At 58.6% G+C, this 19,329-nt stretch carries 14 protein-coding genes and 5 pseudogenes; 8 read left to right on the forward strand and 11 right to left on the reverse strand.

The window, feature by feature from the left end; all coding sequences use genetic code 11:
- Positions 1-295: 295 nt before the first annotated feature.
- Positions 296-1,153 (reverse strand): phosphoenolpyruvate mutase, encoded by an 858-nt coding sequence (aepX, locus tag XH80_RS00755; RefSeq protein WP_271596983.1) that lies wholly within the window; start codon positions 1,151-1,153, stop codon positions 296-298.
- Positions 1,154-1,743: 590 nt separating this feature from the next.
- Between aepX and XH80_RS00760 the strand changes: the two genes are divergently transcribed.
- Positions 1,744-1,956: a helix-turn-helix domain-containing protein gene (locus tag XH80_RS00760; RefSeq protein ID WP_271596937.1), complete on the forward strand. Its 213-nt coding sequence runs from the start codon at positions 1,744-1,746 to the stop codon at positions 1,954-1,956.
- A gap of 1,187 nt (positions 1,957-3,143) precedes the next feature.
- Here the strand turns inward: XH80_RS00760 and XH80_RS00765 are convergent.
- Positions 3,144-3,377 carry a hypothetical protein gene (locus XH80_RS00765; RefSeq protein ID WP_271596938.1) on the reverse strand — a complete coding sequence of 78 codons (234 nt, stop codon included), beginning with the start codon at positions 3,375-3,377 and terminating at the stop codon, positions 3,144-3,146.
- A 290-nt stretch (positions 3,378-3,667) separates the two neighbouring features.
- On the opposite strand from XH80_RS00765, the gene XH80_RS00770 reads away from it, so the two are divergent.
- Positions 3,668-5,791 carry a prolyl oligopeptidase family serine peptidase gene (locus XH80_RS00770; RefSeq protein ID WP_271596939.1) on the forward strand — a complete coding sequence of 708 codons (2,124 nt, stop codon included), beginning with the start codon at positions 3,668-3,670 and terminating at the stop codon, positions 5,789-5,791.
- Between the two features lie 731 nt (positions 5,792-6,522).
- Positions 6,523-6,729 carry a cold-shock protein gene (locus tag XH80_RS00775; RefSeq protein WP_027575593.1) on the forward strand — a complete coding sequence of 69 codons (207 nt, stop codon included), beginning with the start codon at positions 6,523-6,525 and terminating at the stop codon, positions 6,727-6,729.
- A gap of 178 nt (positions 6,730-6,907) precedes the next feature.
- Here the strand turns inward: XH80_RS00775 and XH80_RS00780 are convergent, their stop codons facing one another.
- Entirely contained in the window at positions 6,908-7,090 is a 183-nt protein-coding gene (locus XH80_RS00780) for a type IV toxin-antitoxin system AbiEi family antitoxin domain-containing protein (RefSeq protein WP_271596940.1), read from the reverse strand.
- 2,259 nt (positions 7,091-9,349) lie between these two features.
- Between XH80_RS00780 and XH80_RS00785 the strand changes: the two are divergent.
- The 3 genes and pseudogenes from XH80_RS00785 to XH80_RS00795 form a co-directional block, all read left to right on the forward strand.
- Positions 9,350-9,775: pseudogene (locus tag XH80_RS00785) on the forward strand (NEL-type E3 ubiquitin ligase domain-containing protein); the annotation flags it as partial.
- 92 nt (positions 9,776-9,867) lie between these two features.
- Positions 9,868-9,957, forward strand: a pseudogene (locus XH80_RS00790) (NEL-type E3 ubiquitin ligase domain-containing protein); the annotation flags it as partial.
- Between the two features lie 39 nt (positions 9,958-9,996).
- Positions 9,997-10,224: a hypothetical protein gene (locus XH80_RS00795; protein WP_271596985.1), complete on the forward strand. Its 228-nt coding sequence runs from the start codon at positions 9,997-9,999 to the stop codon at positions 10,222-10,224.
- Here the strand turns inward: XH80_RS00795 and XH80_RS00800 are convergent.
- Positions 10,172-10,339 (reverse strand): annotated as a pseudogene (locus XH80_RS00800) (IS630 family transposase); the annotation flags it as partial. The gene XH80_RS00795 and the pseudogene XH80_RS00800 sit on opposite strands and share 53 nt — an antisense overlap.
- Before the next feature lie 174 nt (positions 10,340-10,513).
- On the opposite strand from XH80_RS00800, the pseudogene XH80_RS43810 reads away from it, so the two are divergent.
- Both XH80_RS43810 and XH80_RS00810 read left to right on the forward strand, forming a co-directional pair.
- Positions 10,514-10,660 (forward strand): annotated as a pseudogene (locus XH80_RS43810) (HipA domain-containing protein); the annotation flags it as partial.
- Between the two features lie 134 nt (positions 10,661-10,794).
- Positions 10,795-11,010: a hypothetical protein gene (locus tag XH80_RS00810; protein WP_271596986.1), complete on the forward strand. Its 216-nt coding sequence runs from the start codon at positions 10,795-10,797 to the stop codon at positions 11,008-11,010.
- A gap of 240 nt (positions 11,011-11,250) precedes the next feature.
- On the opposite strand, the gene XH80_RS00815 is transcribed toward XH80_RS00810, so the two are convergent.
- From XH80_RS00815 to XH80_RS00845, 7 genes and pseudogenes are all read right to left on the reverse strand, one after another.
- Complete coding sequence (locus XH80_RS00815) at positions 11,251-11,529, reverse strand: FAD-dependent oxidoreductase (RefSeq protein WP_271596941.1); 279 nt, start codon at positions 11,527-11,529, stop codon at positions 11,251-11,253.
- A 50-nt stretch (positions 11,530-11,579) separates the two neighbouring features.
- Positions 11,580-12,196 (reverse strand): annotated as a pseudogene (locus XH80_RS00820) (transposase); the annotation flags it as partial.
- Positions 12,190-12,405: a transposase family protein gene (locus XH80_RS00825; protein WP_333968626.1), complete on the reverse strand. Its 216-nt coding sequence runs from the start codon at positions 12,403-12,405 to the stop codon at positions 12,190-12,192. The pseudogene XH80_RS00820 and the gene XH80_RS00825, both read right to left, overlap by 7 nt.
- Positions 12,406-12,636: 231 nt before the next feature.
- A complete protein-coding gene (locus tag XH80_RS00830) occupies positions 12,637-14,157 on the reverse strand; it encodes a class I adenylate-forming enzyme family protein (protein ID WP_271596984.1) in 1,521 nt (506 codons plus the stop codon).
- A gap of 457 nt (positions 14,158-14,614) precedes the next feature.
- Positions 14,615-16,222, reverse strand: a complete 1,608-nt coding sequence (locus XH80_RS00835) for an acyl-CoA carboxylase subunit beta (RefSeq protein ID WP_271596943.1) — start codon at positions 16,220-16,222, stop codon at positions 14,615-14,617.
- A gap of 1 nt (position 16,223) precedes the next feature.
- Positions 16,224-16,727, reverse strand: coding sequence for an acetyl-CoA carboxylase biotin carboxyl carrier protein subunit (locus XH80_RS00840; protein ID WP_271596944.1), 504 nt, complete (start codon positions 16,725-16,727; stop codon positions 16,224-16,226).
- Position 16,728: 1 nt separating this feature from the next.
- Positions 16,729-18,204 carry an acetyl-CoA carboxylase biotin carboxylase subunit gene (locus XH80_RS00845; RefSeq protein WP_271596945.1) on the reverse strand — a complete coding sequence of 492 codons (1,476 nt, stop codon included), beginning with the start codon at positions 18,202-18,204 and terminating at the stop codon, positions 16,729-16,731.
- Between the last annotated feature and the right edge of the window lie 1,125 nt (positions 18,205-19,329).

The raw sequence follows: 19,329 nt of genomic DNA on the forward strand, positions 1-19,329 counted from the left end.
TCGTTCCGTAAGCATCGTGAATCCTCTGTTCAGTGTTACCTGCCCGCAGACTTTTCCGACCACAGCAGTTATTGAAGCGGGTAGGCGTGAATTGTCGTCAACGCATGCATCTACATCAGCCGCTGTGCGAGCTTCCTTGAGCATCAGGGACAGATGTTTAGCCATGTCCGGAGCTGTCCAGGATGTTAGGTCGCGGCCTTGGCGGGTGTCACTGGAGCGAGACCGACGAGAAGTCAGAGGCGCATCGGCCGGGCTTAAAAAAAGAAACTTTTGGTGCCACCCCTGCTGACATGAACTAGCTGGGCTGCAGATATTGCTTTTCGGCCACGGCCAGTTCGTCATACCTCAGGAGCTCGAATATCTCGCTCAGCGGCGCGATATCAGATTCGATGTTCGCAACGCTCTCTTGAGCTGCGATGCTATCGCAGATGCGCCGAATTGCAGCTGCCGCAGCTCGCATGGAGTGATTGGCCCAGACGACTGTGGAGATGCGCGAATTGCGATAGGCAGAGACTGGCGTTCGAAAGTACGTCGTCGGAACGATCACGACAGGGAGCCGGTTCCGCCACTCGGCCACGAACGAAAGCATCTCGTCCGCGGTACTCTTTCGCGAGTGAATCAAGATTGCATCGGCTCCCGCGTCGGCATAGGCGTGAGCACGCAAGATAGCTTCGTTCAATCCGTGCCCGGCGATCAGCGCTTCGATCCTGGCCACGAGAACAAGATTGTCGGCGATTGCATCCTTTACAGCCCGCAGACGACCGGAGAATTCATCAATATCGGCGAGCGGATGCCGTTCACCAATGAGCGAATTCAGCTTCGGGAAGCAGCTGTCCTCAAGCGAGACGCCCGCCGCGCCAGCTTGATGAAGTTTGCGTGCGAGGAGGCGAGCATTGTTGAAATTGCCGAAGCCGCCGTCACCGTCAACGAGCACAGGTAGCTCAGTTGAATCCACTATGCGTTCCACGCTCTGGACGAGCTGGGTCCATGAAGCTTCATTGGCGTCGCGATAGCCGAGGGAGCTGGCAATCGACAGACCAGACGCCCAGAGCCCCTTGAATCCTGAGCGCTGGGCGATTGTGGCGGACAGGCCATCATGCGCTTCCATCAGAAACGAGAGCTCATCATTCGAGCAGACCTGGGCGCGAAGCATTTCGACAGACGACCGACGAGTGCATTGATGACCTGCGTTAGGCCGAACGGCTTGTGGCTGATACTGCATACGGAAATCCTGGCGGCCGAGCTTCGACTGGCGCAAATGTCACTGTTCATATCGTTTTGTCGTGATGTCGATCAATGACCAGCGTTGGTAGTTTATTGGGGCGTAAAAGCTTGCATGATCGCCATAGGGTTGGCGCCGAACGCTAGCCTGTCGTTTTGGCCGGATGAGCGTCGAGCCGACGCGCGGAAAGGAAAGCTTTGGTGCAAATGAAAGATCTGGGCTCGTGAGCCGCGTGCTACGGCCCTTCACAGAGCATTCAGCCCTGGCGGGAGGAGCACCTAGTCAAAGGGTGATATCCATCTCACACAGATGTTGAAATATCGCGTGCTGCGATTGTCGTAAATGTGCTATTGTGTTGCGACATATGTCGCAATCCCGTCGAGGGGGCTGCAGTTCGATAGCCGTCTCCCGATAAGAGACCGGCAATCTCCCAAGAACTTATCCTGCTGCGAGAGTTTGCGTGTGAGTGGCATGGCACTTGCTGATGCCTCTCCCTGCTCTCTCGAGTCCAGGAGAAATTCATGGCGGATGTGCAAGAAGTTGTTCTATCGGAACGAGAAAGACAGTGTTTGCGATGGGTGGAGAAGGGAAAGTCATCCTGGGTCATCGCAGTTATCCTGGGCGTGAGCTATAACACCGTCAACTTTCATATCAAGAATGCGATGCGAAAGCTGGAAACGACCAGCCGCACCCAGTGCGTCGTCGAGGCGCGGCGTCTGGGTCTTCTTGACTAACGGCCGCAGTTTCGTTGCCGCTGAGACGGCGTCTATTTCGTCGCCGATTGTCACGGGGCGCCGTGGACCACTAGGCGAGGTGAGATCACCGGCGCATATCGCTCTTCAATGCGCGAGGCCGTCGGATCCCTGTGTTAACGTTGTGATCGGTCTGGCCCCCCCCTTGCTGATGACGCGGGTATGCGTGTCGCAAGTTGAAGAGAGGTGATCGTAGCGGCTTAGCTACTGAAGTCGTGCTCATCGGAACGGCGGGGTAGACGGCCTGGGCCGGATAGGCAGACGGCAGTGATAGTTCGTAACGCAGTTCCGAAAGCGTGCCGCTGGTAGACGTTGCACCATACGCGAGCGCTCTGCGCGCTCAACCAAGTGCGGGCGATCGTCGCAACCATAGCTAGCTGATTGAACTATCCTTTCGCGGACCGGTAATGCGAAGGTTGCGTTTCTCGGTAACCTAGCGGATTCGAGCCGTAAGCTGGACACGTTGCGGCGGGCCGCGATCCGGCCTTTTCTGCGGCAGGTGACCCGAAGTCGATGTGGCTGACTTGGACCACGACCAGAGACGTCGAATTGGCACTATCAGGACGGCGTTGAGGAGGATTCGAGGCGCGGAACACGTCACAAATCGGTACGCAGTGAACAGCTCATATACATCTCCGCGAGGTGGGTACGCCTCGTACGGAGCCATTAACGACGCACGCCCCCATTAAACTGGTCAAACATTTGAGCTGCAATTTCGCTGTCGCATAGTCGGGAGCTGGCCATTGTTTGTGCCGCCTGCAGAGCATCAAGCCGACCACATCGGAGGTATCCTCCTCACGGTATGAAAGGGGCATGTCATGGGAAGGGATCGTATCACCGCACAGGGCCGCAACCTGATAGAGCCAAGGTTGTGGCAGCGGCAGCTTGAAAGAAGCTTCTCTTGCTCGATCATCCAGGACGTCGCGACCTACGCGCAGGTTTCTACCTCGTAACGGATGCGCGCTGACGCGCCACGGAGGACGAAGCCAGGAGTTCTATGGGCCGTCTATATCGTACCGTCGGGATGCCAGAGCGGGCGGCCCGCCGAATAACCTGATCTGGTGCTTGTACCTGTGGTTGACTGTTGGCTCAATCTCAAGACGTGTTGCAACGTAGACCGTTTCTAAGCGCTTTTACTTTCCTCGTCTCGAGCGCAATCATCTCGGCAATCAGTCAACGAACCGATCTTTCGCCGCGACTAGTGGGTTTCGCGAGGAAAAAAGCTCGTCCAAATCGGCAACGCTTGCAGTCAACCAATCGGAGGTGCCATGCATACCACCCTTGCCGATGTCGACCTGGCTGCTGATCAATGCGCTGCTCTTCGTGGGGATGATGCCCGTCGACAAGTCTGCCCGGTGACGCCAGCGACAAGGAACAAGCGCATATGCGGATGAAAGCAGCATCGCTGCATCCTGGGTTTTTGCCACTGAAGATCAAAAACGCTGGCGCTGTCTGCCAGGCGGTTGGCCGACGCGATGTGATGTCCGCTTGGCAACCAGGTCGGCAACCGAACAGACGTGGAGCTCCGGACGGCTGAAACTTGCAACCCTTTAGTCGGCACGCAGCTTGCAGTGAACGGCCCATGACATAGCGCAAGCCGCGCTATGTCATGCGCTTGCGCGCTTTCCGCCGCTTCTGCTTGACGCGCCAGGGCCCGCGAGCCTGACCGCTCGACCTCCGCCGGAGCAAGTCCATGAATACATCGCTCTTCTCCGCCTCGCTCCTTTCGAATGCCTGCATCACCTCCACGGCGCTTTCACAGGAGCGAGCGGATCCGGCGGTGACTGACGACCCATTCCTTTGGCTCGAGGAGATCGAAGCGCTAAGCGCGTTGGCTTGGGTTCGCGCCGAGAACGAGAAGACGCTCGGGGTGCTCCAGTCGGATCCTCGCTATCGACGCTTCTACGAACAGGCGCTCTCCATCCTGCAGTCCAAGGATCAGATCGCAGATGTTCGATTGGAAGGGCGCGATTTGGAGAGTTTCTGGCAAGACGAGAACCACGTACGCGGCGTCTGGCGGCGCGCCACGCCTGAGAGCGATCGTTGTCAAGATCCAAAGTGGGAGACCATCCTCGACGTGGATGCCTTGGCCGTCGCCGAAAAAAGAAACTGGGTCTTTCAAGGTGCGAACTACCTTCCGCCTGAAGATCGCCTCTGCCTGATTAGTCTTTCCGATGGCGGCAAGGATGCCGTGTCCATACGAGAGTTCGACCGCGACGCCAAGACCTTCGTAGCACACGGCTTTTCTCTCCCAGAAGGCAAGCAGCACGTCAGCTGGGTCGATCGTGACACACTTCTTGTTGCACGGGACTGGGGTGAGGGGACTTTGACGGAAGCCGGCTACCCCTTTGTGGTGAAGGAGCTCAAACGCGCTCAGCCGTTCCGTGAGGCTCGTGAGATCTTTCGCGGCGAGCCCACCGACGTTCTGACGTACCCCTTCGTGCTTCGTGACAGCAGGGGTCATGTTCATGCGACCGGCGCGGGCCGCGCGATCAGCTCTTTTGAGTTCGAGTATGTGGTCTTCCGCGCCGACGGGCCCGTCAAGCTCAATCTGCCGAAGAAGGCCGCGATGAATGGCCTAGCGGGTGGTAGCCTGCTTGTAACGCTTGCTGAAGATTGGATGCCGCCAGGCAATATCAGCTTCGCCGCCGGATCGCTGATCTCGTATGACCTCAACGAATGGAAACAGGATCCGCTGCGCGCCAGACCTTCGCTTGTTTTCCAACCTGGGCCCCGGCAGGCCCTGAGCGGGTTAGGCGCCACAAAGAATTTGTTGATCTTGACGATCCTCGAGCACGTTCGGAGCAAAGCGTTCGCTTATAAATACGATCAGGGAGCTTGGTCGGCGACGCCGATCCCGTTGCCGGAGCATGCAAATGTCAGCCTATCAGGCATCTCCGATGAAGCGGACCAGGCCATGTTCACCGTCTCGAGCTATCTCAGGCCAACCTCGGTCTGGTATTTTGATGCCGAAAGCAAAAGCCTTGAGGAATTGAAGACGGCACCATCTGCCTTCGATGCGTCCAATCATGTCGTGGAGCAGCTCGAAGCCACTTCGCGCGATGGCACGTCAATTCCTTATTCTCTGGTGCGGCCGAAAAACGCAAGGTTTGACTGCACGATTCCGACACTTCTCTATGGCTATGGCGGTTTCCAGGAGTCGCTTCTGCCCTCGTATCTGGGACCGGTGGGGCGGCTCTGGCTCGAACAAGGCAATGCCTATGTCGTTGCGAATCTGCGCGGGGGCGGCGAGTTTGGTCCACAATGGCACCAAGCGGCGCAGGGAGCAACGAAGCAGACGACATGGGATGATTTCATTGCCGTTGCCGAGGACTTGATCCGCCGAAAGATCACAAGTCCGTGCCGGCTAGGTGCGATTGGCGGCAGCCATGGCGGCTTGCTCGTTGGCGCCGCAATCACCCAACGTCCCGAGCTCTTCAACGCGGCGATCATCCAGGTGCCGCTGCTTGATATGCTTAGATACACCAAACTGGGCGCGGGCGCCGCCTGGATCGGCGAGTACGGTGATCCCGCCATTGCCGAGCAGCGTGCGTGGATCGAAGGCTACTCGCCCTATCAGAAGCTGGTGGCGGGCAAGACCTATCCCGCTCCCTTAATTCTTACCTCCACCAAGGACGACCGTGCGCATCCAGCGCATGGCCGTAAAGCTGCCGCGAAGCTCGCCGCGCTGGGCCAGCCTTACTTCTATTACGAGAACATCGACGGGGGACACAGCGCCGTGGCCAATCTCATGGAAGATGCGCGTCAACTCGCCCTGAAATACACCTATGCATCGAGGCGGCTTTGTTCTGAGTAAAGTCGGTGGACGGGCTGATCAAAGCAAACAAATCGAGACCATCGGTTATCTCAACGCCTTCACGGTGCTCAGTTCGTCGGAACCCAAGGCGAGAGGCTGAAGAGCCGCCGGCGGCGCGATGAAGTTCGTCAGAGGCGCAAGTTACCGGTTTGAACAGGCTCCCCCGGTGACGAGCGGGTTTTCCGGCTTCCCAAATACAACGAGACGAGCGGACAACTTGCCAAATGCGCTTCCTTCAGGATTGTCTCGGCGGACCCTGTTCGTTCGACAGGGCGCGACGTGCTATTGACATCCGAAGACGAACCGCCAAAGCGCAGCCCTGCGGCGTCTTCGCTTGAGAAAGCATGTCAGGTGGCTTCGATACAGGCATGCTCGCATTGATAGTCCTGCTCGGCGCTGCGCAAAGGAGTTCACGACCGCCCTGTCGTTCAACGTCGATGAAAACGATTCCGCCGGTTTGGATGAGCGCGGCATGTTCGAGGCTCCCCAGGTCTTCTGCAAGCCAGTCGCGTGCGGCGAGTGAAACGAAGGTCAAACGTCATCTGGGCTGAAGCCGTGAGGCAAAGTGTCGTTGACGTCAGGACCCTTCTGTCGCTTGCACAATGCGGCCGCAGCTAGACCACGCGATAAAACACCCACGTGAGCAGCGCGGCGACTCGTCTCTTGCCAACCCTCTTGATGGCCGGGAGACTCTTCGCTAGATCACAACGGTTCACTATGGAGATGCCGCCGTGGCAATGGGTATTGTGAAGTGGTTCAACTCGACCAAAGGTTATGGGTTCATCAGGCCTGAGGACGGAAGTCCCGATGTCTTCGTGCACATCAGTGCCGTCGAAAAAGCCGGTTACACCACCCTCGAAGAGGGGGCCCGGGTAAGTTATCAGCTCAAGGCCGGGCGTACGGGTAAGATGTCGGCTGAGGATCTCCGGGTGGGCTGATCTGACCTGTCTCCGGAAACTGGACTCTGCAAAGCGTGTTCTCGCACCTGCCCGGCGATGCCGTGTCACAGTGCCGGGCATTCGGCCTTTCGACCTCCTCTTCCAGGCATGGGCTGTCTCGCAAAACATTTGAGAGCCTCGATCTCCTGAAGCCGTTGACCAATCGCTGCAGCCAGAGTTACAGCCTTTCCCAGCCAGGTCGCAGTGCCAAATCGACCTTGTCACGGTCTATTTGCTTCAGCCAAAAATGGTTGTGCCGGTCGGCAAACAAGAACAGCCTTTTGACTTTCATGCTTCTGGAATTGCCCAGCAGCTTTTGCAGCTTGTGGGGATTGAGCTTGCACAAGCTATCAACAAGCATCTCGGCCTCCTGGAAGCTCTCGCTATGCGCCAGCTCGTCGAACAGCCGGGAGGCATGTTCGAGGAGGTTTGGCTTTCTGCCAAAACGCTCAGTCGTATTAAGTATTTTAGCTGTATTTCAAACCTGCGATTTCAACCGGCGCGGCGGAGCGCCGCGGGGGCCATCCTGAAGCGGCTCTTCCTCACCGTGAGGGGGGATAGGATTGCGCACCTTGTGAACCAAAAAGCGGACGCGGCTCTACACGCGCTGGATCTGGTTTCTCTACGAATGGCTGTTGGGGCGCGAGCTCAATCTGCCCGCAGCAGACAAGGTCTTCTACCAGCCGCGACAGGGGCAATGTGCGAGTCTTTACTTAGGTCATGGCTCTCGCTTTGGAGCAATTGGCCGATCTCTGACAAGGTCGCGCAGGACCGGAGAAGGTCGCTAAAGGCGGTGGAAGATCTGGAACATGCAGCGACGGACATATGACCTTACGTTCAGTGGACCACGGGGGTCCCGACATTGCGATGCTTCTCAGCATGAATTGCCCGGCGCCCACAAGCGCGGACGTTCTTGAGAGGCTCAGAAAACGGCTTCTCGAAACCCCGAGATGGTCCGAGCTCGACATGTCGAACTGCGTTACGGGCATTCAAGTGCTAAGCCTCCCACAGAGATCTAACAGGGCAGTTACAATCATTTCGGTTCCCCGTCAGCTTCTCGAAAGCTAAGCCTCGTAGCGAGAACGTGTTTATCCAGGTTCGGCGTTCGCTGCTCAGACAGGAGAATTGGATGGATCCGTTCAACCACCTCCACCCATTCGAGGCCCCAGATGTCGAGGCGTATGACGACGAGCTGGAACAGCAGCAGGAGTACCGGGCGGGGTTTCAGCAGCACCTGAACGAGTGGCATCCGCACGAGCGCCCGCCCCAGAATTCAAATAGCCTCGGCGACCGCGTTGCGTCGAACAGAGATGCGGATTTTTTGAGAATGCCGCACGGGGATCGCGCCGGACATGGCACCTCGCGGTTGCCCTCGGATTCGCCCGCCTTCTCTGGACAAGGGATCAATCAAGATCTGCTTTTTCCGGCCGCGGATCGGGGTGGCCAGTTGCCAACCGACAGTTTCAGTCTGACGGATAGTTGGCACGGCATGGATGGAGCTGCCGATTGGCCGACGCAAAGTCTCGATCAGGAGGAGCATTGCTGGGCGGATGCCGGTCATGCGGTGCCTGAGTGGCCAACGACCACGGCAATTCCTTGGCAGCAAAATCTCGGAGCATCAATCCTTGGTCGACCGGGCGATGGCAGTACGACGGACCTTGAAGACCCCGTCCTCAGGCAATCGCGGCTCGACCACATCTTGGACACCTGGGCCGGCGAGGAGGGGCAGACGCAAGACGAAGACCGCCAAGAGGCCGTAAGGCGAATAAGAGCCTGGGCAGAGGCAGGCGACGTCTATGCAGGGCTGGAGCTGCATGATCTGGGCCTGACGACACTGCCTGCCGCCCTTCCGCCCGGGCTGCAGTCGCTCAACGTCAGCGACAATGAGCTGGTGCGCCTCCCTGACACCCTTCCGTCCGGCCTCCGGACGCTTGGCGCCAGCAACAATCGGTTAACCGGCCTGCCCGACACCCTCCCGACCGGACTTCAGTCTCTGGTCATCGGCAGCAACCAGCTGAGCGGGCTGCCCGAAACGCTTCCGGAGAGCCTTTCGACACTCGCCGTCTGCAGCAATCGGTTGACCAGCCTGCCAGACAACCTGCCGGCCGGGCTCCAGGACCTCGATGTCCGCGGCAACCTGTTGACCCGCCTACCCGACACCTTACCGACCGGACTTCAGTCGCTAGCCCTCGGCAGCAACCGGTTGACCAGTCTACCCGACACTCTCCCGCCCGAACTTAGAGAGCTCGAAGCCGACGGCAACCGGCTGACCAGCCTGCCCGACACTCTCCCGGCCGAGCTCCTGTTGCTCTTCGCCCGCGATAACCGGCTGAACAGCCTGCCCGAGACCCTCCCGACTGAGCTCCAGAGACTCCACGTCAGCGGCAACAGCCTGTCGAGCTTGCCCGAGAACCTCCCGACCGAGCTCCAGATGCTCGAGGCACGCAACAATCGGCTGACCAACCTGCCGGAGACCCTGCTAACCCGGCTCGGTTCTGGGTGCATGGTTTATGTTGAGGATAATGCGCTGCCCGAGCAGGTGCGGACGAATTTGGCGGCAGCTATGAATGCGCCGAGCTATGCCGGCCCGCGGGTCTTCTTTTCAATGGGGGGAGGAACGATGGTGGACCAGGAGCGGCCGCTCGCCAATGCGGTCGCGGACTGGTTGAACGGCGAGCCGGAGGCGATCGCCGCCTGGCAGAACTTCGCCCACGAGGAGGGCGCCCCGGAATACGCGCTCTTCCTCGACAAGCTGCAGAAGACTGTGAACTATGACAATCCCGAATTCCGAGAGGCGGTGGCCGAGGATCTACGGCAGGCGGCGATCAGGCCGGCGTTGCGGCGGCAGTTTTTTGAGCTGGCCTACGGGGCGAGCGAGACCTGCCAGGATCGCGTCACTCTGACCTGGAACGGCATGCAGACCGCACGTCTGACCGCTGATGTCGAGGACGGAGCCTATGACGATCGGCTCGGCGAACTCATCCAGCAGGCGCGGGTCCTGTTCCGCCTGAACGCGCTCGAGCCGATCGCCCGTCAGAAGGTCGACGCGCTCGGGTTCGTCGACGAGATCGAGGTCTATCTCGCCTATCAAGTCAAGCTACGTGAAACCGGCTGGACCTGCAGCTCATCGCTCCGGACATGCGATTCTTTGATGTCGCCCACGTCACTGAAGACGACGTCACCGCAGCCGAGAGCCAGGTGCGCAATGAGGAGGCGGCGGGATTCGCCGACTATCTCGCAACTCGCTGGCAGCCTTGGGAGACGGTGGTGAGCCGGATCGCCCCACAAGTTCATGCACAGATGAAGGGCCGGCTTAGGCAGGCGATGGACGAGGAGTTTCCGAGCCGCCTTGAGCAACGGCTCGCCGACCATCAGCTAACCGGAGATAGCGATGCCGAGTGGCAATTCGGAGCCCAGATCAGCGAGGAGATCGCCCGCGAGATCAAGGTCCCTCTGATGCGCCAGGTGCTCGGGGAGCGCGGGCTTGAGCTGTGAAGCGATAAATGATGCGACCGATCGCGCTCCAGAGGCTATCGACGGTTCGTTCTGCGGCCTGACACAAAAGCGCCTTGAGCTTGGCGAAGGCGTTCTCGATCGGATTGAAGTCGGGGCCGGTTGAGCGGCGTGAACTCCGTCAGCGTCTTAGTTCTGGTAGAATACCAAGTCGATTCGACCGTTGCCGTGGCTCTTATGACATGCCTGGCGGTCTCGGTCGCGCGTCGGCTTCAGATAATTGATCTCCCCTCCAGTTGATCCCGTTCCGATAGAGAAGCCAGCCAGGATCGATTTCGCCGGACGCCGCGTGCTCGCAGTTGAGCGGTTCGATCGCACCTGGACGCGCGACGGCCGCCTGTCGCGGCTGCCGCAGGAAGACTGCTGCCAAGCACTATCGGTTCCGCCCGCGCGCAAGCTGCAAAAGTCGGTGAGGCCCCTCGGACAGAGCAAGGAAAGATCGAAAGCCACGCGCCGACAGGGGTGTTTCCTAAAGAATGTGGTTGTCTACAAATATACAAATATGACGGTACTATCCTTTGTGCCGAAGGCTGTGGAACCAATCTTGACGAGATGGCCAACGAACTCACACGCGCCGGAATTGCAATTGTCAGTCAAAAGAAAGCCACCGACGGTTTGATGCACATACAGTTGTGCGGCTCGATCACCGGGAGCGTGAATGCCTACGAGATTGCGTCTTCCGACCTTCAAAAAGCACTGGACCTCGGCTTCTCCTATTTGATCACGCCTCAAACAGCGCCGAGTCGGTGGTCTGAACGCATTCTATAGAAAGGACATTCAATGCATTTTAGCTTTGGCCACAGTTTCTACGGTCCCGAAATCGTGGCACTTCCGGGCAAGCATAACGTCGTCAGCCATCCCTTGCATCATGATGTCGCCAAGAGATGAACGTCTCCGACTTTGTGGACGGCAGCTGCTGACAAGTCAGTCTGCTCAGTTGACCATTGCGTCCAGCTCTCTTTTTTGATTAAGCTTTGCATCCATGATCACGTTCCGGCGCGTTGCGAGCTACATTGAACGGGCCGGTGACAGCGTTTGCTCACGCCAATCGGCATCTTGCGCAATTGATCGCATGGGCCGATAGGCGCTTAGCTCGATGGCCTCATTCTCTTGCACTATTTCATATGCGACGAGGCGTCCTGCTAAAGGACCAAGGGTTATTCCGCCGTGCATGACCGCTACGTATATGGTGCGGTCTTCGTCAATAGCGCCAATCATCGGCCGACCATCCGCCGGCATCGGGCGTACACCAACTGCCCATTTTTTTCCCATTTCCGCGAAATTCATGTCAATCGGCGTTCGACTGGGGCTCTGACGCAATTTTGGTGCAGCTCCTTTCATTCTGCGCCGATTAATCGGGCCTGAAGCAGATCGATCTTCCCACGACCGTACATTTGACGTCTGACGAGCTTGAGGCGCGTAATCTGACCTTCAGTCTGTCCGTTGGACCAGGGCAAAGTGATCGCTGCTCGAACCGCCGCTTTATCTTTGGCGACGCCGCTGGCGAACGAGGCGACGAAACTGGCGCGAGCGCGCTCGATCCACGGGATGAGGCCTGCCTCGGTCTTGCGTCGGATCATCAGGTGGAATTCGGCGATGATCTCGCGGGCCTCGAGCAGGGTTGGCACGCTAGTTTCAATTGCCGCGACCGTGACGGTCTCTGCTTTCATGAGCAAGTCCCGGCCGACTGTCAGCAGGCGCGCAATTGTTCTGGCCGACGGAATCCTCTGAAGGTTTTGTGTGTCGGCCCTTTCCGCTCGTCGTCTGCGGGTCGCCCACTCGCTGATGACGCGGAGCGAGCCTCGGAAGCCACGCGCCTTCAAACGGCGCCAAAGTTCAGCCCCGTTGCGACAGCCAGACGCCCACCGATCGTCGAGCCATGGCAAATGTAGATCCAACTTTGCCGGGTCCCGAAGACATCAGTGCGCTCGCCGCGGATCACCTGCCTTACCAGTCCAGCCTCGCCGTGCGGCGCGCCGATGGTGCCAGTACGCCTTCCGCGAAGCGCTCAGTGAAGATCTGCCGCCCGCACAGAACCGCATCGAAGCGGAAGCGACGAGCGATCACCACGAGCTGGACGATCCGACCTGAAAGCGGCAGATCGGTCACGCGGCCTCGATAGCGGCTATGGACACGTCGGGAAACCGTTCCGCACTCGGACACAGGCCGACGCTCCCGGAAGCCCGAACCAGAACAGTCGCCTGATCACCCTCGTAGTAAGCACTCTCTACAACAAACCCATGCGTCACCAAACTGGAGCGGTGGAGTGCCTGCTGCATGACGCTGATTCTCCTCCAATCAGAACGCCAGACATCCCTCAGACTGCATCAAAAGCGAGTCAGAGCCCCTTTTGGATGCCCATAGGGGGTCCCAGTCGAACGCCGATTGACACCATTAGGGGCGCGATCTCGCTTGAATTGCTCTCAGGATGTAATGCTCGACCTTACCCAAAGCCGTTCGGGGCAAATCGTCCGTGAAGATAATCTCATCCGGTACTTTGAACCGGGCGAGTTGCGACTGCACATGCGCCATCAGCGCTTGTTGTTGAACCTGCGTCCCCGAACGGCGAATCACGTAGGCGATCGGCACCTCGCCCCACTTGGGGTGTGGCCGGCCGACGACGGCGCATTCCCCGACATCTGGGTGCTGCAGGATTACGCGCTCCACTTCCGCCGGGTAAATGTTCTCTCCGCCGGAAATGATCAGATTTCGTTTTCGATCAAGAACCCAAAAATATCCGTCGGCATCGCAACGTCCGATGTCGCCCGTACGATACCACCCGTCCCGCAGCGCCTCACGCGTTGCTTGTCCATTGCCCCAGTATTGGTAGAACACATTGGGTCCTCGCACCGCGATCTCGCCCGCAGTCCCTGCCGGCAATCTGTCGCCAGCATCGTTGATGATTGCAGCCTCGCAGCATAGGCCGGGCATACCGGTCGATCCCTCACGGGCAAGATCGCCACCGAGCTTTGTATAGATCGCAATGGGGCAGGTTTCCGTGGATCCATAAACCTGCAATGCCGAGACCCCACGCGCTGTAACTCCTGTGATGACGGGCTGCGGCACCATGGTTGAACCGGTAGTGATTGCTTTCAACGAGGACAGGTCGGTCGTCGGCCACCGAGGATGATCGATCAGCGCTTGGATCATGGTCGGGACCATCGCCGTTAGAGTAGGTCGATCCCGGTCAAATGCAGCAAGTGTCGTGTCCGGCGTAAACCGCTTGTGCAGCGTTACCGTCGCGCCGTGGTGCAATGCTGGCGACGTCTGAATGTTGAGGCCGCCAACGTGGAATAGCGGCAACACAGTCAAGACGTGATCAGCTGAGGTGAGGCCGTGCATGTGCTGACTCATCACCCCGTTCCACAATAGTGCCTCCTGGCGCAGGACGGCACCTTTCGGCCGGCCCGTAGTGCCTGATGTGTAGACAATCAGAAGCGGGCAGGACAGGTCAGCGCGGGCATTGCGACCATCTCCCCGACCTGCTTCAAGCAGCTCATCCCAGCTGCTTCCGCAAGGTGGCGCGAAATCAAGACCGACGACGGCAGTCGAGGGCAGTCTCTCCGCTAAAATCGATAGAATCGGCTCAAAAGCTTGCTCGAGCACCAGCACTTGAGCGCCAGCGTCACACAGGATGAAGAGTTGCTCGGTGACAGCCAACCGCCAGTTCAACGGCACGAGTATTGCTCCAAGCCGTGCGCAGGCATACAGCAGTACCAGATAGTCAGGCCGATTGAGGCTCAGGATCGCGACGCGATCACCATTTTCAACGCCGAGCTGACTTTTGAGGGCGCGCGCCGTCAGTTCGATGCGCCTATTGAAGACCTGGTAGCTTAAGCTCGCGCCCTCGAAACGGATCGCAGGCTTGTCCGGAGCGAACGCCACGTTGCGCTCAATCAGTGTAGGAAGATCCATCATCAGTCATTCGCGGGTTCAGTTGCACCAGCTGTCGCCGGCGCTTCGGATAAAGATCTACTCAGTCGACGCGGCGGAGATGGCAATCGCAATCAAATAGAGTTGGACTCCGTAGTGCGTTGCCACAGGTGCACCGAAGATCTCTTTCAGTCCTTGAGTTGGGGCGACTTCGAATAGACCGCGGCTTCTGCACGGGCGGTAAGACGAAACGACGGGACTGCGGTGTAGCCATTGCGGCTCGCACGGTGCAGCATCGACAAATCATCTCTTTTTCGAGCCTACAACCTGACGCCACGCGAGTTTCAAGTCCTCAATGACTTCGCGGTGATTCGGTCTCCCCTCCAAGATCCGCAAGGCCCGTGAGCTGGTTTCTGGCGATTGGTATTGTTGACGTGTTTGATAATGAGGAGATCTGGCGTGGGGCATCTCGCCCGGTGCGCGACCTTCGCTGGGAGCGTCACATTCGAAATACGCCATAATGCGGCGACGCAATCGGGCTGTTGAGCGATGCACTCAGAGCGATTGCAAGCGCGTTTCGAGTATCGACGGGATCAAGGATGCCGTCATCCCACAATTCGGATGTCGCATAGTACGCGCTCGACCGTTCCCGATATTCCTCCAGAATCGGTTGACGAATGGCTGCCAACTCCTCCGTGGCAAGGTGGCCATTGTGACGGGCCAGCTGTCTGGCCTTAACGTGTGTGAGTACGCCCGCTGCCTGCTCCGCGCCCATCGCCGAAATCTGCGACTGCGGCCAAGTAAACACAAAACGAGGATCGAAAGCGCGCCCCGCCATAGCGTAGGTGCCAGCTCCATGGGAGGCGTTGCAGATGATCGTGAATTTTGGCACAGATGCCCCGGAGACAGCCATGATCAGCTTGGCGCCGTCCTTGGTTATGCCACGCCTTTCGTAGTCGCGGCCGACCATAAAGCCGGTCGTATTCTGAAAGAAGAGCAGAGGCGTTCGAGACCTATCACACAGTTGGATGAAGTGAGCGCCTTTCAGTGCGCTTTCTCCCAACAGCACTCCGTTGTTTGCGAGAATACCAACCTGATAGCCATGCAGACGCGCGAAGCCGCACACAAGGGTCTCGCCATAACGTGGCTTATATTCGTGGAACCGACTACCATCGACCAGGCGGGCAATGATCTCCCGCATGTCGAATTGCGTCCGGGGATCCCGCGGAATAATGCCGTAAAGTTCGGATGCACAATAAGCGGGCGGCTCCGGAGCGGCTCGATTGACGGAGGCTTTTACAGGGGGGCTGAAGCGAGCGACGACGTCTCGCGCAAGTGCGATTGCATGCAGCTCCGTACTTGCGACATAGTCGCCCGTTCCAGATACGCTGGTATGCAAATGTGCGCCGCCGAGTTCTTCGGCAGAAATCTCTGCGCCGGTGGCAGCCTTGACGACCGGAGGACCACCCAGAAAGATCGCGCCCGCGCCCTCAACAATGATATTATAGTCGCAAAGCGCAGGGACGTATGCCCCGCCGGCGCTGCAATGGCCCATGACTATACCAACCTGCGGTATTCCCATCTTTGAGAGAATGGACTGATTGCGAAGGATCCGACCCGCGTGATAGCGATCAGCAAAGAACTCCGCCTGTAAGGGCAAGAACCCGCCGGCACAGTCGCATAAATGGACCACCGGCAGGCAATTCTCGATCGCGATGTCCAAGGCCCGCACAATCTTCTTGACCGATAGCGGATACCACGCCCCGCCCTTGACGCTAGCGTCGTCTGCGTGAATAACGACCTCCCGGCCCGCGACAATGCCGATCCCAACGACTTGAGCGGCGCCGGGCACCTCACCGTTATAGGCTTTGTTCGCCGCCAGCGTCGAAAGCTCGAGGAACGGGGTATCTGGATCCAGCAAAGCCTCGATCCGATCACGCACAAACAGCTTGTTTTGCCGCTTGAGGCGCTCAAGATCCCGCACCGGACGCGCGAAGCGTGCGGCCCGCTGACGCTCCTCCAATTCTTTTGCAAGTCGCATGTTATGAAGTTCGTTGAGTCGATAGTCTTCCGATCTGACATCGACCAAGGACGAGAGCTGCTGCATTTCAGGACCGCTCCTCGATGAGCGTAACCAATACGGCATCCTGCTCAAAGCTTTCGCCTTCCTCGAAGTGAATACGCTCGACAATGCCATCTTGTGGAGAACGTATGACAGTCTCCAACTTCATACTTTCGATCGTCATCAGGGCCGTTCCCGCGCAAACGGACTGACCAGACGAAACACGGGTGACGACGACAACGCCCGGCATCGGCGCGCGAGCGACGGCTTGGCTTATCTCCTGCTTCGACGTCGCAAGCGTTCGCAGCGGGTCGCGGTAACGCAAACTGCGCGTTTCGCCGCTTATGTGCACGTGAACGGTTTCGCCATCGATAGCGAAGCGGATCGGCCGGCTTTCATTCGCAATCGTAACAACGCCGTGGCCGTCGCCGCGATCGGAGAACGCGATGGGGGCAATCACCCTGTCATGCAAGCAGAGACGGTAGTTCTCTCGGTATCTGGACATCCATAGCTTGTATTCGACGCCATCAACCTCAAAAGAATGATTCAAGTTAGTTTCTCCAATTGCCCAGCGCCGCATGAAGGTCGGACACGGCATCCGCCGATTCGCGGACCGGTCCGGTCAGGAGGGCGCCTATTGCCAGGAAATCCGATAGATCGGCCAGGGGCTCCCCAGCGGCGATATGCGGATGTTCCTCAAGATACCCCGTATGAATTTGCCCATGAAGAAATCCGTCGTCCGCAAGGATCCGGGCAAGGAAGCTTGCGTTGGTTGCGCAACCGAGAAGCACCAATTCCCGCAACGCGCGATGCGCTTTTTGCGCGGCCACGATACGCGTGGGCGAATGCACGATGATCTTGGCGAGCAGGGGGTCGAATGCCGTCGTAATCCTCTGACCCCGCGAAAGGCCACCGTCGACGCGTATACCGTCGCCATCGGGGTAATCGAGCACAAGGACCCTGCCTGTTGTTGGAGCGTATCCGCGCTCCGGCGCTTCGGCACACAGCCTGGCTTCGATTGCATGTCCTCTCGGCACGATTTCGGACTGTGCCAACCTCAGTGGATGGCCCGCAGCAATGTGGATCTGTTCGGCAACAAGATCGACGCCGGTGATCACTTCGGTCACGGGATGCTCAACCTGCAAACGCGTATTCATTTCCAGAAAATGAAACTCCTCTCCGCCAAGGATGAATTCGACGGTGCCTGCGCCTTTATAGGTGGCTGCACGGGCGATACCGACGGCAGTATCGCAGATCCGTTGACGCAACGCAGACGATAGCCGCGGCGCAGGCGCCTCTTCGATAACCTTCTGGAACCGACGCTGGATTGAGCACTCGCGCTCGAACAGATGAGTAACGTTTCCGAACGCGTCGCCCAGCACCTGCACTTCAATATGGCGCGGGTGTTCGATGTAACGTTCGACGTAAAGCCGGCCATCTGCGAAGTAGCGCTCTGCCTCGCTGCGCGCCTGCGCAATCGCGTCCTCCAGGGCGCCGATGTCGCGCACAATCTGCATGCCCTTGCCGCCCCCAGCCGCGGAAGGTTTTACGAGCAAAGGGGGACCCATAGCCCGGGCTCTGCGGACGAAAGTTGCCGGATCATCGTCCTCAATGGCGCAAGGAGCGACCGAAAACCCGTGCCGCTGAACGAAGCTGCGGGCCCGGATCTTGTCGCCCATCAGTTCGATGCTTTCGGGGGCAGGCCCGATGAACGTGATGCCGGCGCTTGTAACCGCCCTGGCAAACTCGGCGTTTTCCGACAGAAATCCATAACCTGGGTGCAGTGCACCAGCATTCGCTTTTCGGGCGGCAGCGACGATCTGCCCAATGTCGAGATAGGCAGCAATCGGCGTGCGTCCGTCGATCGCGATGGCTGCATCGGCCATAGCGACAGCAAGCGTGCCCGCATCTATATCGTGGTAAACGATCGCGGCACGAAGTCCCAGCTTGCGAAGGGTCTTGATGATCCGAACAGCGATCTCCCCCCGATTGGCGATCAGGACGGTATCAAAAGGCAGATCATGCATTCCGGTATCTTCAGCTATTTAGTGTGAGCGGCAACAGACGTTGAGAGAGCCGCGGCGGATCGTCCTGCCAGCCCCGTGTGACGCATCACAACCGTTGATCAGATCGGTCGGAGGCGGCGCCACCCATAGCGACAGGGATATGATCCGGCGAAACCAGGTGTCGCGAAGACCTCATCTTGGGACGCCATCACTTGCGGGAGCATCCCGAACTGAGATGAACTTGCGACACTGTACACTCAAGCGTTGGGTGTTAGATTTGAGGCAGGCCGCGACAGCGTCCTCATCAGGTATGTGAGCGCCGCAGAGGCGAAACGCATCTGGTGTGCACGCCTGTCGCGCCTCCGCTGGGGCCGGCCAATCGCGCGCACCTGCACTTCCGCAGCACAGAGCCGTCGTCACCGCAAGTCCAAAAATAAAGGTTGTATAATGATGCGCTTTGGGGCGCGACGGCTCGTTGGTTCGCTGCTTGTGCTTCACGTCTATCCTCTCTCGGCGATCTACGATATTGTTCATGCCGCACGTGATATGCCCGCATTCCAGACATCGGCGGCACAATTCGAGCGATCGTATGCGGCAGCGCTCACTCCAGAGTGCTTGATCCAGCAATGTCTGACGCAATGGTCTTCAAACTGCGGCGTCAGTATCGGGGGCTGTCAGCAACGGCACCAGTGCGCAAGAGACGTCGACGTCCTGCTTGCCTCCGCGAGTAGTTGGCGTGGTTCGGATGTGGCGTCCATCGCATCGGACATCGCGATGGGCGAGCTTGCGACAAGTCCCGCCACGATACCGGAATGGCGGCCTGCGCTCTCGGAAGACGGAGTCAACCGAGCTGACGCCGGACCGGCTGTCCTAGCATGATGACCGCTCGTCCCTCTGGGAAGTACTCGGGCATCAGAACGGAGCATCGCGATACAGGTTCGAAATTCTGAGAGGTTCACGAGTCTCATCACGCGTCAAGAAGTAACCCACGGTCGGACGTGATCCGCCGCTTACCCGTATGATGATACAATCTCCCGTTACGTGCGGTTCAAGCCCCTTTTGAGCCGCTCGTCACAATCGGTCGAGAGCGTTACGCCGTCAGAAGCATCTGGGGCGAACAAAGGCGCGCGCCCAATACTCGAGGCG

Origin of the sequence: Bradyrhizobium sp. CCBAU 45384, from assembly GCF_028128665.1 — a bacterium.
Classification (GTDB): domain Bacteria; phylum Pseudomonadota; class Alphaproteobacteria; order Rhizobiales; family Xanthobacteraceae; genus Bradyrhizobium; species Bradyrhizobium manausense.

What these genes read in the sequence shown, in the direction of transcription:
- aepX (WP_271596983.1), bottom strand. Translation starts at nt 1,153, where the DNA reads ATGCTTCGCGCCCAGGTCTGCTCGAATGATGAGCTCTCGTTTCTGATG.
- XH80_RS00760 (WP_271596937.1), top strand. Translation starts at nt 1,744, where the DNA reads ATGGCGGATGTGCAAGAAGTTGTTCTATCGGAACGAGAAAGACAGTGT.
- XH80_RS00765 (WP_271596938.1), bottom strand. Translation starts at nt 3,377, where the DNA reads ATGCTGCTTTCATCCGCATATGCGCTTGTTCCTTGTCGCTGGCGTCAC.
- XH80_RS00770 (WP_271596939.1), top strand. Translation starts at nt 3,668, where the DNA reads ATGAATACATCGCTCTTCTCCGCCTCGCTCCTTTCGAATGCCTGCATC.
- XH80_RS00780 (WP_271596940.1), bottom strand. Translation starts at nt 7,090, where the DNA reads ATGCTTGTTGATAGCTTGTGCAAGCTCAATCCCCACAAGCTGCAAAAG.
- XH80_RS00810 (WP_271596986.1), top strand. Translation starts at nt 10,795, where the DNA reads ATGGCCAACGAACTCACACGCGCCGGAATTGCAATTGTCAGTCAAAAG.
- XH80_RS00815 (WP_271596941.1), bottom strand. Translation starts at nt 11,529, where the DNA reads ATGAATTTCGCGGAAATGGGAAAAAAATGGGCAGTTGGTGTACGCCCG.
- XH80_RS00830 (WP_271596984.1), bottom strand. Translation starts at nt 14,157, where the DNA reads ATGGATCTTCCTACACTGATTGAGCGCAACGTGGCGTTCGCTCCGGAC.
- XH80_RS00835 (WP_271596943.1), bottom strand. Translation starts at nt 16,222, where the DNA reads ATGCAGCAGCTCTCGTCCTTGGTCGATGTCAGATCGGAAGACTATCGA.
- XH80_RS00845 (WP_271596945.1), bottom strand. Translation starts at nt 18,204, where the DNA reads ATGCATGATCTGCCTTTTGATACCGTCCTGATCGCCAATCGGGGGGAG.